The sequence below is a fragment of the Peribacillus deserti genome (assembly GCF_016909175.1).
GTDB classification, from domain to species: Bacteria; Bacillota; Bacilli; order Bacillales; family DSM-1321; genus Paraperibacillus; species Paraperibacillus deserti.
The window spans coordinates 114,710-130,290 of sequence record NZ_JAFBFI010000015.1 but is presented as its reverse complement, the minus strand read 5'-3'; the positions used below and the strand labels follow the sequence as shown (position 1 = coordinate 130,290).

The following is a 15,581-nucleotide window of genomic DNA, read 5'->3' as shown; positions in this document are numbered from 1 at the left end:
GACACCTGACAGGCATAAGACAAGCGGCAGCGAAAGGCCGCTCTTGCCTTTTGATGACGATTGACTTATGACCGAAGGTGTCAGTCCGGAGCTGGCCAACTAGAAAAGCGGAGGACGGTGCTTTTCAAATGAGACTTATATGTTCACTATGATGAAGCCTTCCCGTTTATGTACGTCGCTTACTGAAAAGCAGACACCTGACAGGCATAAGACAAGCGGCAGCGAAAGGCCGCTCTTGCCTTTTGATGACGATTGACTTATGACCGAAGGTGTCAGTCCGGAGCTGGACAACTAGAAAAGCGGAGGACGGTGACTTTCCAAATTCATTACTTTGAAAGAACAATGAAGCTCGAAAAACTTTTACCAAGGAATATTATATAGAAAGTCAGACACCTGACAGGCATAAGAAAAGCGGCAGCGAAAGGCCGCTCTTGCCTTTTGATGACGATTGACTTATGACTGAAGGTGTCAGTCCGGAGCTGGACAACTAGAAAAGCGGAGGACGATGACTTTCCAAATTCATTACTTTGAAAGAACAATGAAGCTCGAAAAACTTTTACCAAGGAACATTATATAGAAAGTCAGACACCTGACAGGCATAAGACAAGCGGCAGCGAAAGGCCGCTTTTGCCTTTTGATGGCGATTGGCTTATGACCGAAGGTGTCAGTCCGGAGCTGGCCAACTAGAAAAGCGGAGGACGGTGCTTTTCAAATGAGACTTATATGTTCACTATGATGAAGACTTCCCGTTTATGTACGTCGCTTACTGAAAAGCAGACACCTGACAGGCATAAGACGAGCGGCAGCGAAAGGCCGCTCTTGCCTTTTGATGACGATTGACTTATGACCGAAGGTGTCAGTCCGGAGCTGGACAACTAGAAAAGCGGAAAGCGGTGCGAGTTATAGCAAGATTTAAGAGGTTTTTTTGAGTTATAAGAGGTTTTTTGGAAATTTAAGGGGATTTTCATTTTCGATGGCGCTTGTAGTGAATTATTTATTTCTAAGGACCGTCAGTACATTTATAAGGCTAAAAATCTTGTATTAGCTGGATTTGGTTTTGGCGGAAAGATGATTGTTTGAATGGTACCATGCCATTGCAACCGCCAAAAACAAAATATTTTTCCCAACCATGAATGAATACTCCCAATCCTTCACAAACTATAGCTGACTTAAACAATAGAAGGGATGAATGTACATGTCAGTTTTAGAAAACTGGGAAGAATGGAAAAGCTTTTTAGGGAATAGATTAAATCATGCGGAAAATGAAGGAATGGATCAATCGGTCGTTTCTGATATGGCTTATCAAATTGGCGGTTACCTTGCTAAGCAGGTGGACCCTAAGAATGAGCAGGAGAGAGTACTGGCGGATCTTTGGTCTGTAGCTTCTGAAGATGAAAAACATGCAATCGCTAATATGATGGTTAAGCTGGTTGAGAATAACGGAACACAATCCAAATAAGTGTATACATCTTAAATAAAAAATAATGAGTCTGGCTTCAGTTTTTTTGAGGCCAGACTTTATTTTTTTATGAAAATTTTTGTTTCTTCCATATATTGTTTAAGTTAATGAAAATCCTTGCAGTAAAAGGATTTTTTTATATCATTTTCCTTTTATCTTACTAAAAAATCATATATTATAGTAGAAGCTAGAAAAATAAGCCGAAAGCTGTCGCTGTCAAGGAGGAGTGGTTTTGTTGGAAAATAAAGAGTGGTATTTTGAATATGAAATACAAAAAAACCGTCCTGGACTGTTAGGTGACATTTCTTCTCTGCTTGGTATGCTATCAATTAATATCGTAACAATTAATGGAGTCGACGAGGGCAGGCGTGGTTTGCTGCTGTTAACGAAGGACAGTAAAAATATACAGCGGCTGGAATCTATTCTGCAAACGATGGACACGATAAAGGTAATTAAACTTAGAGAGCCTAAACTCCGTGACAGATTAGCTGTCAGACATGGGAGATACATACAAAGAGATGCCGATGATAAGAAAACATTCAGATTTGTCCGCGACGAACTTGGTTTGCTGGTCGATTTTATGGCTGAGCTGTTTAAGCAGGAGGGCCATAAGCTGATCGGCATAAGAGGCATGCCTCGCGTTGGAAAAACGGAATCTATTGTGGCTTCAAGTGTTTGTGCCAATAAGAGATGGCTGTTTGTGTCATCTACTTTATTAAAGCAGACAATACGCAGCCAGCTGATAGAGGATGAATATAGTGAAAACAATCTTTTCATTCTGGATGGAATAGTCTCTACAAGAAGAGCAAATGAAAGGCATTTGCAGCTTGTTAGAGAAATTATGCGTCTTGATGCAGTGAAAGTGGTTGAACATCCGGATATATTTGTGCAGAATACGGAATACTCTCTTGAAGATTTTGATTATATTATTGAGCTTAGAAACGACCCTGAAGAAAAAATTACGTATGAAGTAGTAGATCAAAGCCATGAATTTGGAGAATCTGATTTCGGCTCTTTTGACTTTTAAAATGGTGGTGGTAGTTGGTGACAGAGTTAGGTATCAGACTGAAGGAAGAAAGGGAAGCTAAGGGCCTGAGCTTAGATGACCTGCAAAAAGTGACTAAGATCCAAAAACGGTATCTGGTAGGCATAGAAGAAGGAAACTATGATATGATGCCAGGGAAATTTTATGTTCGTGCTTTTATTAAGCAATATGCCGAAGCAGTTGGCCTTGAACCAGAGGAAATATTCGAAGTTTATAAAAACGATATTCCTGTAACATATAATGAAGAACTGCCTCAGCAGCTCTCAAGAGTTCAAACAAGAAAAACGATTGCGCCTAGCAATTCCAAGGTACTCGAAGCATTGCCGAAAATTCTTGTTAGTCTGTTTGTAATAGGCGCTGCTGTACTGGTCTGGGTTTTAGTATCGAAAAGCACGAATGACCCGACTAACAATAAGGTGGACCAGACGAATCAGCCGGTCAATTATGAAGAAAGTAAAGATTCTCCTCTGAAAAAAAAGAAAGAATCAGATAAAAAAGAGGCTGAAAAAGACGAGGCAAAAGAAGCGGCAAAAGAGACACCAGCTGAGCCTGAGGTGAAGCCTGAAATTAAAGTGTTAAATTCGGAAGGGCGTAATTCTACTTTTTCCCTTATGAATTCAAAGGATTTTAAACTGAAGGTGTTATCAACAGGTGAAACCTGGATAAATATTAAGAACAGCCAAAATAAATCCTTGTACCAGGGCATCCTTACCAAGACGCAAAGCAAAGAGTTTGATTTGACAAAGGATCCTGAAGCTAATCTGGTCATCGGAAATACTACGGCAACTGAGATTTATATCAATGGTGAAAAGCTTGAGTACGCTGTTTCCCCGCAAAGCTCTGTATCCCAGAATATTAAAGTTCAATTTAAGCCCGTGCAATAGTCATCTTATGATGGCTATTTTTCGCTTATATAAGTAAAAATAGATATAATAAAAAAGAATGTTGAATTTTGGAGGTTTTTCTGTGAACTTACCTAATAAGATTACTGTATCACGAATTTTATTAATTCCTATTTTTATGCTGGTTATGGTACTCCCGACTAACTGGGGAGAGCTGCATGCAGGCGGCGAATCTATTCCTGTCAATCATTTGATCGGGGCGATCATTTTCATCATTGCTTCTACCACTGACTGGATTGATGGATACTATGCCAGGAAGCTCAACCAGGTAACGAATCTTGGCAAATTCCTTGATCCGCTGGCTGACAAATTATTAGTTTCTGCAGCATTGATTATTCTTGTAGAACTTAATGATGTATATGCGCCAGCCTGGATTATTATTGTGATTATCAGCCGGGAGTTTGCTGTGACCGGTTTAAGACTGATCCTTGCTGGAACTGGTGAAGTCGTTGCGGCAAATATGCTGGGCAAGATTAAAACATGGGCGCAAATCATTGCTGTATCTGCGCTGCTTCTTCATAATCTGCCTTTTGAATGGATTTCGATTCCTTTTGATAAAATTGCTCTGTGGGTAGCCCTCATCTTCACGATTTGGTCTGGCTGGGATTACTTTGATAAAAATAAGGGAATATTTAAAAACTCAAAGTAAAAAAAGGGAGTTAATAGATATGAATGCTGAGATTATCGCAGTTGGTTCAGAGCTTCTTCTGGGTCAAATAAATAATACAAACGCTAAATTTTTATCAAAGCAGCTTGCTGAGCTGGGCATTAATGTGTTTTTTCACACAGTGGTAGGAGATAATTCCGACCGTCTGAAGAGTGCGCTTACCATTGCCGAATCCCGATCTGATTTAATCATTTTCACGGGCGGACTCGGCCCAACCAAGGACGATATGACGAAAGAAACGATTTCGAAACATTTGTCCCTGCCTCTGATAACGGATGAGGAAGCCATGGCATCCATTGTTCAATATTTTGAAAAAGCAGGCCGTGAAATGACGGAAAACAATAAAAAACAGGCGCTCGTACTGGAAGGGTCTGATATTCTTCCGAACGATCACGGCATGGCTCCAGGTATGCTTGTAGATAAAGGGAATATCTCATACATGCTGCTGCCGGGGCCTCCGAAAGAAATGGAACCCATGTTTGTAGAATACGGCTTTAAAAAACTGTTAGACAAACTGGATATACAAGAACGAATTGAATCTAAAGTGCTGCGATTCTTTGGAATCGGTGAATCTTTGCTCGAGACTAAAATAGAAGATTTGCTGGAAACTCAGACTAACCCCACACTTGCACCGCTGGCAGCGGATGGGGAAGTGACATTAAGGATTACGGCAAAGCACGCTTCCAAGGAAAAGACCCTGGAGCTTATTTCCGAAATGGAGAAGGAGATTCTTTCCCGGGTAGGCGAATTCTATTATGGGGACGATGAAACTTCTTTAATGAAGGAAGTAGTCAAAGAACTGAGCAGCATGAGATATACCATCTCTGCTGCGGAAAGCCTGACCGGCGGCATGTTCCAGGAAGATTTAACCTCCATTCCAGGTTCCGGACTTATTTTAAAAGGCGGAATTGTCAGCTATACGAATGAAGCCAAGATGAAGCTGTTAAAAATTAAAGAAGAAACGATTAACACATATGGAGTAGTGAGTGAAGAATGTGCCAGAGAAATGGCCGAGAATGTCCGCTCACTAGTCGATTCTGATGTGGGGATCAGCTTTACCGGTGTAGCAGGACCCGATTCCCTGGAAGGACATCCGGTTGGAACTGTGTTTATCGGAATTGCCATTAAAGACAGCAAGACTGTCTGCAAAAAACTTAATCTATCAGGAAGCAGGTCGCAAAATAGGATCCGTACAGTCAAATACGGGTGCCACTACCTATTAAAAGAGCTGGGCCTGCATCCAAACAGTTAAGAATCATGCCTGTCTAGAAGACAGGCATTTTCTTTTTCTGATTTCAGGACCGTAAATTCCTCTTTTTGAAGGATGATTGATTTAGAAAAAGGCGAAATTCCCTAGATGAAAACCAAAAAATGAAAAGAATTTAGTCTTCAAAAAAACCGAATAAATGTTCGATTTTTTACTTGTCAAACAGCCGGAAAAGGTATATAGTTAAGATAGGTTTTGAGATGAGATAAGCTTTAAAACAACTGGTATAATCAACTATTAACCTACATAGATGGTTAATGTATATATAAAGGAGGAACTTTTTGTGAGTGATCGTCAAGCAGCCCTTGAAATGGCGTTAAAACAAATAGAAAAGCAGTTTGGTAAAGGTTCCATTATGAAATTGGGAGAGCAGACGGACCGTGAAATTTCAACTATATCAAGCGGATCTCTTGCTCTGGATGTAGCCCTTGGAGTCGGCGGCTATCCTCGTGGACGGGTTATTGAAATTTACGGCCCTGAGAGCTCTGGTAAAACGACAGTTGCGCTTCATGCGATTGCAGAAGTACAGTCTAATGGAGGACAAGCAGCATTTATTGATGCTGAACATGCCTTGGATCCTGCATATGCCCAAAAGCTTGGAGTTAACATTGATGAACTTCTTCTTTCTCAGCCGGATACCGGCGAGCAGGCATTAGAAATCGCTGAAGCGCTGGTACGAAGCGGCGCGGTAGATATCATCGTCATTGACTCTGTAGCAGCTCTTGTTCCGAAAGCTGAAATTGAAGGGGAAATGGGAGATTCACACGTTGGTCTTCAAGCGCGTTTAATGTCACAGGCACTCCGTAAGCTGTCTGGGGCCATCAACAAATCCAAAACGATTGCGATCTTTATTAACCAGATTCGTGAAAAAGTCGGCGTAATGTTCGGTAACCCCGAGACAACTCCTGGTGGACGTGCATTGAAATTCTATTCTTCTGTCCGCCTGGAAGTAAGACGTGCTGAAGCCTTAAAACAGGGCAACGATATTATGGGTAACAGGACCAAAATTAAAGTAGTTAAAAACAAGGTAGCTCCTCCGTTCCGCGTGGCGGAAGTAGATATTATGTACGGAGAAGGCATTTCCCGTGAAGGTGAAACGATTGATATGGGTTCAGACCTGGATATCGTTCAAAAAAGCGGATCATGGTATTCTTATAATGAAGAAAGACTGGGCCAGGGGCGTGAAAATGCGAAGCTGTTCCTGAAAGAAAATCCTGCTCTTCGTGACGAAGTGAGACAAAAAATTCGTGATCATCATGGTTTAGACGGAGAACATACTGCTCCGGAAGATGCAGATGACCAGGAAGAACTTAATCTAATAGATTAATTGCAAAGGGACTTGAAGCATAGAGCTTTCAAGTCCTTCAATTATATGTGCAGGTATGGATCCTGCCATTCAGAGTGTCTAAAAAACCGAGGAAAATGGAGCCGCTCATCGCAGTATATAATTATTTCCAAAAAATACAGTCAATTAGCGGTTTCATAAAGGACAAACCCTTGACAATAAAAAATCTCAAGCTTACAATTAATATGTATATTTTACATTTTTTCAAATAAGTGAAATGATGAAAAAGCCTTTGTGCTGTATATTGAAGTTATGTAACAATGTACATGCCGACATTCACATTTAACAAAAAACAAGTTCATAGCAAGAGGAGGTGTTACGATGGAACCCATTACAATCATCTCCATTTTGCTTGGCCTATTCGTCGGTGCAGTTGTTGGCTATCTTATTCGAAAATCCATAACGGAGAATAAGATTGCCGGGGCAAAAGTTTCTGCAGAACAGATTATCGAAGATGCAAAACGAGAAGCTGATTCTAAAAAGAAAGAAGCCCTGTTGGAAGCTAAAGATGAGATTCATAAGCTTCGTTCTGATGCTGAAAGAGATGTGCGCGAACGGAGATCTGAATTACAAAAACAAGAAAACCGTTTATTACAAAGAGAAGAGAATCTTGACCGTAAAGATGAAACGTTAAATAAACGTGACATGCTTTTAGAAAAGAAAGACGATTCTCTAAACCAAAGACAACAGCATATTGAAGAGATGGAAAGCAAAGTGGACGAAATGGTTCGCACTCAACAAGTCGAATTGGAGCGTATCTCCGGACTTACTCGCGAGGAAGCCAGGTCTATCATTATCGATAAGGTAGAGAAAGAATTGGCTCATGATACGGCACTTATTATTAAAGAAAGTGAAATCCGAGCGAAAGAAGAGGCTGATAAGAAAGCAAGAGAAGTTCTTTCTCTTGCAATCCAAAGATGCGCAGCAGACCACGTGGCGGAAACAACCGTTTCAGTAGTCAACCTTCCTAATGATGAAATGAAGGGACGCATTATTGGCCGTGAAGGACGTAACATTCGTACCCTTGAAACTCTAACAGGAATAGATCTTATCATTGATGATACTCCTGAAGCAGTTATTTTATCAGGGTTTGACCCAATTAGACGTGAAACAGCCCGTATCGCTCTGGACAATCTTGTTCAGGATGGACGGATCCATCCAGCCCGCATTGAAGAGATGGTGGATAAAGCAAGACGTGAAGTGGATGAACACATCCGTGAAATTGGTGAACAGACCACGTTTGAAGTGGGCGTTCACGGGCTCCATCCAGATCTCATTAAAATTATGGGCCGCTTGAAGTTCCGTACGAGCTACGGCCAGAATGTACTTAAACATTCGATGGAAGTTGCCTTTTTGTCAGGACTGCTTGCTGCTGAGCTCGGTGAAGATGAAACCCTTGCCCGCAGAGCAGGATTACTGCATGATATAGGAAAAGCGATCGATCATGAAGTAGAAGGAAGCCACGTTGAAATCGGCGTAGAGCTTGCTACTAAATATAAGGAACATCCTGTTGTTATTAACAGTATTGCTTCCCATCATGGCGATACTGAACCAACTTCTGTTATAGCCGTTCTTGTTGCTGCAGCAGATGCTTTATCGGCTGCAAGACCAGGAGCACGCAGCGAAACCTTAGAGAACTATATCCGCCGTCTTGAAAAGCTGGAAGAAATCTCAGAATCCTATGAGGGTGTTGAGAAATCCTTTGCGATTCAAGCAGGCCGTGAAGTTCGTATTATGGTTAGACCAGAAGCGATTGACGATCTGGAAGCGCATCGATTGGCGAGAGATATCCGCAAACGTATTGAAGAAGAGCTCGATTATCCAGGACACATTAAAGTTACTGTGATCAGGGAAACAAGAGCCGTTGAATACGCTAAATAAAAGAGTGGCATCTGCCACTCTTTTTCCATTTATACCCCTTATAAACAGAGGGATCTGCTTGGCGAGGTATAGGATAGATCTATTATGTTAAAAAATAACCTACAAGGCCGTATGGAAAACAGTTTCCATTTAGAAAGGGATAGTTATGAGAATTTTGTTTGTTGGGGATGTCGTTGGATCTCCTGGAAGAGATATGGTACAAGAGTATGTTCCGAGACTGAAGGAGAAATATAAGCCTCAGATCACGATCATAAATGGAGAAAATGCAGCCGCCGGCAGGGGTATTACTGAGAAAATATACCGCCAGTTTTTAGAAAGCGGTGCTCAGGCTGTCACGCTGGGAAACCATTCCTGGGATAACCGGGATATCTTTGAGTTTATTGATGAGGCTAAATATCTGGTTCGTCCGGGTAATTTTCCTGAGGGTACACCAGGTGAAGGAATCAAATTTATCAAGTATAACCAGTCAGAAGTAGCAGTCATAAGTCTTCAGGGCCGTACCTTTATGCCTCCGCTGGATTGTCCTTTTATGAAGGCTGATGAATTGGTCGAAATAGCAAGAAAAAGAACAGACATTATCTTTGTTGATTTCCATGCTGAAGCGTCCAGTGAGAAACAGGCAATGGGCTGGTATTTAGATGGAAGAGTATCGGCTGTTGTAGGGACACATACACATGTTCAAACATCAGACGACCGTATACTGCCAGGAGGTACTGCCTACCTTACTGATGTAGGTATGACAGGTCCTTATGATGCGATCCTTGGAATGGGAAGAGAAGCTGTAATCACAAGGTTCTTAACCAGCATGCCGGTCCGTTTCGAAGTGCCTTCAGAAGGAAGAAAGCTTCTAAGCGCTGTAATAATTGATTTAGATCCGAAAACAGGCAAAGCCAAAAAAACAGAACGAATTTTAATCAATGATGATCATCCTTTTTTTAGTTAAAACAAAAAGCTAATGTTAAAGACCATGCGGCGAGAGCATGGTCTTTTTTCTTTTATGAGATTGAGATGAATTTGCTGGACAAGGAATACAGGGCTCTTTCTATGAATATAGTGAAAGTGAGTAAGATTATCCTGGTGCAGACGCCCGGACTATACGCATAAGAAGGATGTTTGGCACTCGATGAGATAACGATCGTTCAGGAGGTTTGTCTCCGGAACGAAGTTTACTTAATACCTGTTGAAAATTGGCAATGGGTATGGGATAAAACAAGGAGGAGCTAGGGAATGGAAATATTAAAGGTTTCAGCAAAATCTAATCCCAATTCTGTAGCAGGCGCACTTGCGGGTGTATTAAGGGAAAGAGGGGCCGCAGAAATTCAAGCTATCGGAGCTGGTGCGTTGAATCAAGCGGTAAAGGCAGTAGCGATTGCACGAGGATTCGTAGCACCTAGTGGTGTAGACTTGATTTGTATTCCTGCCTTTACAGATATCTTGATAGACGGAGAAGAACGGACAGCTATAAAACTGATTATAGAACCCCGCTAAAAAAATGCCTGCTTGCATAGTACTGCAAGCAGGCATTTGTGATTCTTTCGTCGAATGATATAAGAAAGTTTTTAAACAGAGACAGCCATGTTTTTCATAAGAAATTAAATTTTCAGTAAAGTTACACTTTTCTGAAAAATATGTTGCGTTTTTAGTCATATTTCGGCTAGAATTGAATCGTTTAGTACGAACCTTCCAAGATCATAATGAGGCGGCATTTTTAGGTTAAAAGTACAAACACTTCATGATCATCTGCAGGCAATACATACCTAGAAAATTTCCTGATTCTTTGGAAAACGAGTACTACCTTTTGTATGAGTTTACCATTTATGTGAGTTTAAAAGGGGTGTAAGGACATGATCAATCAGCTTTCATGGAAAGTTGGCGGTCAACAGGGTGAAGGTATTGAAAGTACGGGAGAAATTTTCAGTATTGCGCTAAATCGTTTAGGCTATTATCTATATGGCTACCGTCATTTCTCATCTCGTATTAAGGGCGGGCATACCAATAATAAGATCCGGGTCAGCACGACTGAAACCCGGTCTATAGCAGACGATTTAGATATCCTTGTTGCATTCGACCAAGAAACAATTGATGTGAATTATAAAGAACTTAACAAAACCGGAATCATTATTGCAGATACCAAGTTCAAGCCTGTCAGACCTGATGATACTGATGCAGCCCTTTATTCCATTCCCTTTACAGAAATGGCTGCTGAACTTGGAACTTCTTTAATGAAGAATATGGTGGCAGTAGGATCTTCTTCAGCTGTTTTAGGCTTAGATATCCATGTATTCAATGAAGTGGTGGAAGAAATATTTGGCCGAAAGGGGGCGCAGATTGTTCAAAAGAACTTGGAAGCCATCCGTGAAGGCTATGATTATATGAAAGCCCTCCTTGGAAATAACCAAGGGACACTGGAGCTTGCAAAAGCAGATGGCCAAAAGCGTTTGTTCATGATCGGGAATGACGCGATTGCCCTTGGAGCCCTAGCAGGGGGCTGCCGTTTTATGGCTGCTTATCCTATCACTCCAGCCTCAGAGATTATGGAATACCTGATTAAAAAGCTGCCTCCGCTAGGCGGAACAGTGATTCAGACGGAGGATGAAATTGCTGCCTGTACAATGGCTATAGGCGCTAACTATGCCGGTGTGCGTGCATTAACTGCTTCGGCAGGCCCAGGTCTTTCGCTGAAAATGGAAGCAATCGGTCTTTCTGGCATCACGGAAACACCGCTTGTAATTGTGGATACTCAGAGGGGCGGGCCTTCTACAGGATTGCCGACGAAACAGGAGCAGTCCGACCTTATGGCGATGATATACGGTACACATGGAGAAATTCCAAAGATCGTCATGGCGCCAAGCACGGTAGAAGAAGCCTTTTATGATACGGCAGAAGCATTTAACCTTGCTGAAGAATATCAGTGCCCTGTTATAATTTTATCTGACCTGCAGCTGTCGCTTGGCAAGCAGACTGTACACCCGCTGCAGTTTGATCAGGTGGAAATCAGAAGAGGGAAGCTGGTTACGGACCCGATTCCAGAACCAGCAGACAAAGCCTATTTTAAGAGATACGAAGTGACAGAAGATGGAGTCTCTCCGCGTGTTCTTCCTGGGACAAAGAACGGTATATTCCATGTAACGGGAGTAGAGCATGATGAAACCGGCAAGCCTTCAGAGGTTGCATCAAACCGGAAAAAGCAAATGGATAAACGGATGAGAAAGACGAAAAATATTCGTTTTAATACTCCTATTCATAAAAATTGCAAACATGAAGATTCTGATCTGCTGATTGTCGGCTTCAACTCCACTCGGGGAGTAATTGAAGAGGCTATGGACCGGCTTGAACAGGAAGGAATCAAAGCAAACCATGCGCATGTACGGTTAATCCACCCTTTCCCAGCAGACGAAATGCTGCCGCTCGTACGCAGGGCTAAGAAAGTAGTAGTGATTGAGAATAATGCGACCGGCCAGCTGGCAAATATCTTAAAGATGAATGTGGGACATGCTGATAAGATTACAAGCATCTTAAAATACGATGGAAATCCATTCCTGCCGCATACCGTTCATACCGAGTGTAAGGAGCTGTTCGAATATGGCAACATTTAAAGAGTTTCGTAATAATGTTAAACCAAATTGGTGTCCGGGCTGCGGAGATTTCTCCGTTCAGGCTGCCATCCAGAGAGCAGCGGCTAATGTCGGTCTTGAACCGGAAGGGATGGCCATTGTATCAGGGATCGGCTGTTCCGGCCGTATTTCAGGCTATATCAATTCGTATGGATTCCATGGAATTCATGGGCGCTGCCTTCCGATTGCACAGGGTGTGAAAATGGCCAACCGCGATTTAACCGTTATTGCCTCCGGTGGAGACGGCGATGGATTTGCCATAGGGATGGGACATACTATCCATGCGATCCGCCGCAATATTGATATCACGTATATTGTCATGGATAATCAGATTTATGGCCTGACGAAGGGACAGACATCACCGCGTTCAGCAGCCGGATTTAAGACAAAATCAACGCCGCAGGGCTCCATAGAACCGGCTCTTTCTCCTATGGAAATGGCGTTAACCGCAGGTGCTACGTTCGTTGCACAGAGTTTTTCCACCGACCTTAAGGATTTAACAGCGATTATTGAGGCTGGCATTAAGCATAAAGGCTTTTCGCTCATTAACGTATTCAGCCCTTGTGTAACCTACAATAAGGTGAATACATATGACTGGTTTAAAGAGAACCTGACAAAGCTGAGTGATATAGAAGGCTATGATTCTTCCAGCCGTGAAACGGCCATGCAGACCCTGATGGCCCATAACAGCCTGGTGACAGGGATCATCTACCAGGATCTACAGCGGAAGTCGTACCAGGAACTGATTCCAGGCTACGCAGAAACACCGCTCACGCAGGCCGATCTTCATTTAGATCAGGGAAGTTTTGATAAATTGGCAGCCGAATTTATGTAAGCAAAGCAGAAAACCTCTGACGCAAAAAGCAGAGGTTTCTTTTTTTGCTCTGATTCACTAGTTGCGAGATCCTGCCAGATACCCTCTGAAAAAAATATAAAATAATTTTTTCTTGGTGTTCACTTGTCCAAATGGTGTGGACAGAGTTATTTACACTCTTTCTTTTAAAATGGTAAACTATGAGTATATAAGGGGTAAATAAGTTTCCTTCTAAAGGGGAGTGTACACATTGAACGGAAAAATGAAAGCGCTTGTAAAGCATCATAGGGGTTATGGAGCTGAGCTGCGTATGGTCGATATACCGCAGATCAAAGAAAATGAAGTGCTTATTAAGGTAAAAGCAACATCTATATGCGGTACAGATGTACATATATATACATGGGATGAATGGTCCCAAAGCCGGGTAAATCCTCCGTATGTGTTTGGCCACGAATTTTCAGGAGAAGTAGTTGAAATAGGGTCAAAGGTAAATAGCGTAGAGATCGGTGATTTCGTCTCTGCGGAAACTCATATTGTTTGCGGAAGCTGTCCGCAATGCTTGACAGGCCAATATCATATTTGTAAGAACACAAAAATCATCGGAGTGGATACGCAAGGCTGCTTCGCTGAGTATGTGGCCCTTCCGGCAGTGAATCTCTGGAAAAATCCAAAGGATATGCCATTTGATGTAGCTTCTGTACAGGAGCCGATGGGTAATGCCGTCCACACAGTTCTCGCGGGAGAGACAGCCGGTAAAACGGTAGCGGTCATCGGCTGCGGCCCGATTGGAATAATGGCCGTCGGCGCAGCGAAAGCAGCGGGGGCATCACAGGTAATCGCGCTGGACTTGAATGACTACCGCCTAAATCTGGCTAAAGAAATGGGTGCGACCACCATTATCAACTCAGGAAAAGAAGATCCGCTTGAACGGATTGATGCTCTTACGAATGGTAATGGAGTAGACGTGGTTTGTGAAATGAGCGGCCACCCAATTGCTATGAATCAAGGCTTCAAGATGGTTACAAATGGCGGACGGGTGTCCATTTTAAGCCTGCCCGTCCGTCCTGTAGAAATTGATGTTACAAATGACATCGTGTTTAAAGGAATCACTGTCCAGGGAATAACAGGCCGGCTCATGTTTAAAACATGGCAGCAGGTTTCTAATCTGTTAGCTTCAGGGCAGGTAGATGTAAAACCGGTGATCACACACCATTTCCCGCTCGAAGATTTTGAAAAAGGCTTTGAATTAATGATTAAAGGCGAATGCGGCAAAGTGGTGCTTCAGCCTTAATTTAATCCAAAAAAATAAGGAGGCTATTTTATGAAAGGCTTTGAATATCTGCAAGAAGAATTAGATGCAATGAAGAAAGAAGGTACGTTTCGAAAATTGGTGCCTTTAGAATCAGAACAAGGATCTAAGGTTGTTGTAAACGGGAAAGAAGTCATCCAGCTGTCTTCTAACAACTATCTCGGGTTAACTTCGCATCCGCGGTTAAGAAAAGCGGCTCTTGATGCAGTCGAGCAATATGGTGCCGGCACAGGCTCCGTAAGGACGATCGCAGGAACGCTTACGATGCATGAAGAGCTGGAGAAGAAATTGGCTGAATTCAAGCATACAGAAGCTTCTTTAGTGTTTCAGTCCGGCTTTACAACCAATCAAGGTGTATTATCTGCCATTCTTTCTCCAGAAGATGTGGTCATCTCAGACGCGCTGAACCATGCTTCGATCATAGATGGAATCAGGCTGACGAAAGCCGCCCGAAAAGTCTATAAGCATGTAGATATGCAGGACCTGGAGCGGGCACTTCAAGAATCAAAAGACTTCCGTAAAAGACTGATTGTAACAGACGGAGTTTTCTCGATGGACGGAAACATTGCTCCGCTTCCGAAAATTGTGGAACTAGCCGAGAAATATGATGCCTTGATCATGGTCGACGATGCCCATGCTTCCGGTGTACTGGGTCAGAATGGCCGCGGCACGGTCAACCATTTTGGTCTCGATGGACGCGTTCATATCCAGGTCGGCACATTAAGCAAGGCCATCGGTGTGCTAGGCGGCTATGTAGCCAGCTCACGAACACTGATCGATTATTTGATTCACAAGGGACGTCCGTTTCTTTTCAGCACCTCCCATCCGCCTGCAGTTACCATGGCCTGTATCGAGGCTATTAACGTATTGCTAGAAGAACCGGAGCTTATTGAGAAACTGTGGGATAACACCCGTTTCTTTAAGCAGGGACTTGAGCAGTTAGGATTTAATACAGGAAAAAGTGAAACTCCTGTAACGCCGGTAATCGTAGGAGACGAGGCTTTATCACATCAGTTTTCAGATAAGCTTCTGCAATACGGAGTGTTCGCACAGGGAATTGCCTTCCCGACCGTAGCAAAAGGAATGGCACGTGTCAGAACGATTGTCACAGCCCAGCACTCTAGGGAAGAATTGCAGGCTGCGCTGGATGCGTTTGAAAAAGCAGGTAAGGAATTAGGCATTATCTAAGCAGCGGAGTTTTTTTCTTGGCAGGATTGGTTTTGCGCGGATATTCGGATTTGGCGCAAAGAAATGTATATTTTGCGACAGGAAGAAGTC

At 42.7% G+C, this 15,581-nt stretch carries 13 protein-coding genes; all 13 read left to right on the top strand.

The genetic code is table 11. The features are described 5' to 3' along the window. Positions 1–1,195 precede the first annotated feature (1,195 nt). The 13 genes from JOC77_RS15710 to JOC77_RS15650 all read left to right on the top strand — a co-directional run bounded on the left by JOC77_RS15710 (position 1,196) and on the right by JOC77_RS15650 (position 15,491). Positions 1,196–1,459 (top strand): DUF3243 domain-containing protein, encoded by a 264-nt coding sequence (locus JOC77_RS15710; RefSeq protein WP_204544822.1) that lies wholly within the window; start codon positions 1,196–1,198, stop codon positions 1,457–1,459. A gap of 235 nt (positions 1,460–1,694) precedes the next feature. Then, the gene (locus tag JOC77_RS15705) at positions 1,695–2,486 is read left to right on the top strand and encodes a DUF3388 domain-containing protein (RefSeq protein WP_204544858.1); all 792 of its coding nucleotides are present in this window, start codon (positions 1,695–1,697) and stop codon (positions 2,484–2,486) included. A gap of 17 nt (positions 2,487–2,503) precedes the next feature. Then, positions 2,504–3,388, top strand: coding sequence for a RodZ domain-containing protein (locus JOC77_RS15700; RefSeq protein WP_204544820.1), 885 nt, complete (start codon positions 2,504–2,506; stop codon positions 3,386–3,388). A gap of 82 nt (positions 3,389–3,470) precedes the next feature. Further along, a complete protein-coding gene (gene pgsA / locus JOC77_RS15695) occupies positions 3,471–4,055 on the top strand; it encodes a CDP-diacylglycerol--glycerol-3-phosphate 3-phosphatidyltransferase (RefSeq protein WP_338047236.1) in 585 nt (194 codons plus the stop codon). 19 nt (positions 4,056–4,074) lie between these two features. Beyond that, positions 4,075–5,325 carry a competence/damage-inducible protein A gene (locus JOC77_RS15690; protein ID WP_204544817.1) on the top strand — a complete coding sequence of 417 codons (1,251 nt, stop codon included), beginning with the start codon at positions 4,075–4,077 and terminating at the stop codon, positions 5,323–5,325. A gap of 298 nt (positions 5,326–5,623) precedes the next feature. Continuing rightward, positions 5,624–6,667, top strand: coding sequence for a recombinase RecA (recA, locus tag JOC77_RS15685; RefSeq protein ID WP_204544816.1), 1,044 nt, complete (start codon positions 5,624–5,626; stop codon positions 6,665–6,667). 339 nt (positions 6,668–7,006) lie between these two features. Next, entirely contained in the window at positions 7,007–8,566 is a 1,560-nt protein-coding gene (gene rny / locus JOC77_RS15680) for a ribonuclease Y (protein ID WP_204544815.1), read from the top strand. Positions 8,567–8,711: 145 nt separating this feature from the next. Beyond that, entirely contained in the window at positions 8,712–9,509 is a 798-nt protein-coding gene (locus tag JOC77_RS15675; RefSeq protein ID WP_204544803.1) for a TIGR00282 family metallophosphoesterase, read from the top strand. Between the two features lie 284 nt (positions 9,510–9,793). Beyond that, the gene (gene spoVS, locus JOC77_RS15670) at positions 9,794–10,054 is read left to right on the top strand and encodes a stage V sporulation protein SpoVS (RefSeq protein ID WP_029281188.1); all 261 of its coding nucleotides are present in this window, start codon (positions 9,794–9,796) and stop codon (positions 10,052–10,054) included. Positions 10,055–10,410: 356 nt separating this feature from the next. Then, entirely contained in the window at positions 10,411–12,162 is a 1,752-nt protein-coding gene (locus tag JOC77_RS15665) for a 2-oxoacid:acceptor oxidoreductase subunit alpha (RefSeq protein ID WP_204544800.1), read from the top strand. Next, a complete protein-coding gene (locus JOC77_RS15660; protein WP_204544798.1) occupies positions 12,149–13,015 on the top strand; it encodes a 2-oxoacid:ferredoxin oxidoreductase subunit beta in 867 nt (288 codons plus the stop codon). The genes JOC77_RS15665 and JOC77_RS15660 overlap by 14 nt, the downstream gene beginning before the upstream one ends. Positions 13,016–13,244: 229 nt before the next feature. Next, positions 13,245–14,285, top strand: a complete 1,041-nt coding sequence (tdh, locus tag JOC77_RS15655; RefSeq protein WP_204544796.1) for an L-threonine 3-dehydrogenase — start codon at positions 13,245–13,247, stop codon at positions 14,283–14,285. 30 nt (positions 14,286–14,315) lie between these two features. Continuing rightward, positions 14,316–15,491: a glycine C-acetyltransferase gene (locus JOC77_RS15650; protein ID WP_204544794.1), complete on the top strand. Its 1,176-nt coding sequence runs from the start codon at positions 14,316–14,318 to the stop codon at positions 15,489–15,491. Positions 15,492–15,581: the final 90 nt, after the last annotated feature.

Bases quoted from the DNA above. Each gene is read 5' to 3' on its own strand.
- JOC77_RS15675 (WP_204544803.1), top strand. From the start codon at position 8,712: ATGAGAATTTTGTTTGTTGGGGATGTCGTTGGATCTCCTGGAAGAGAT.
- JOC77_RS15690 (WP_204544817.1), top strand. From the start codon at position 4,075: ATGAATGCTGAGATTATCGCAGTTGGTTCAGAGCTTCTTCTGGGTCAA.
- JOC77_RS15660 (WP_204544798.1), top strand. From the start codon at position 12,149: ATGGCAACATTTAAAGAGTTTCGTAATAATGTTAAACCAAATTGGTGT.
- JOC77_RS15650 (WP_204544794.1), top strand. From the start codon at position 14,316: ATGAAAGGCTTTGAATATCTGCAAGAAGAATTAGATGCAATGAAGAAA.
- JOC77_RS15665 (WP_204544800.1), top strand. From the start codon at position 10,411: ATGATCAATCAGCTTTCATGGAAAGTTGGCGGTCAACAGGGTGAAGGT.
- JOC77_RS15710 (WP_204544822.1), top strand. From the start codon at position 1,196: ATGTCAGTTTTAGAAAACTGGGAAGAATGGAAAAGCTTTTTAGGGAAT.
- rny (WP_204544815.1), top strand. From the start codon at position 7,007: ATGGAACCCATTACAATCATCTCCATTTTGCTTGGCCTATTCGTCGGT.
- spoVS (WP_029281188.1), top strand. From the start codon at position 9,794: ATGGAAATATTAAAGGTTTCAGCAAAATCTAATCCCAATTCTGTAGCA.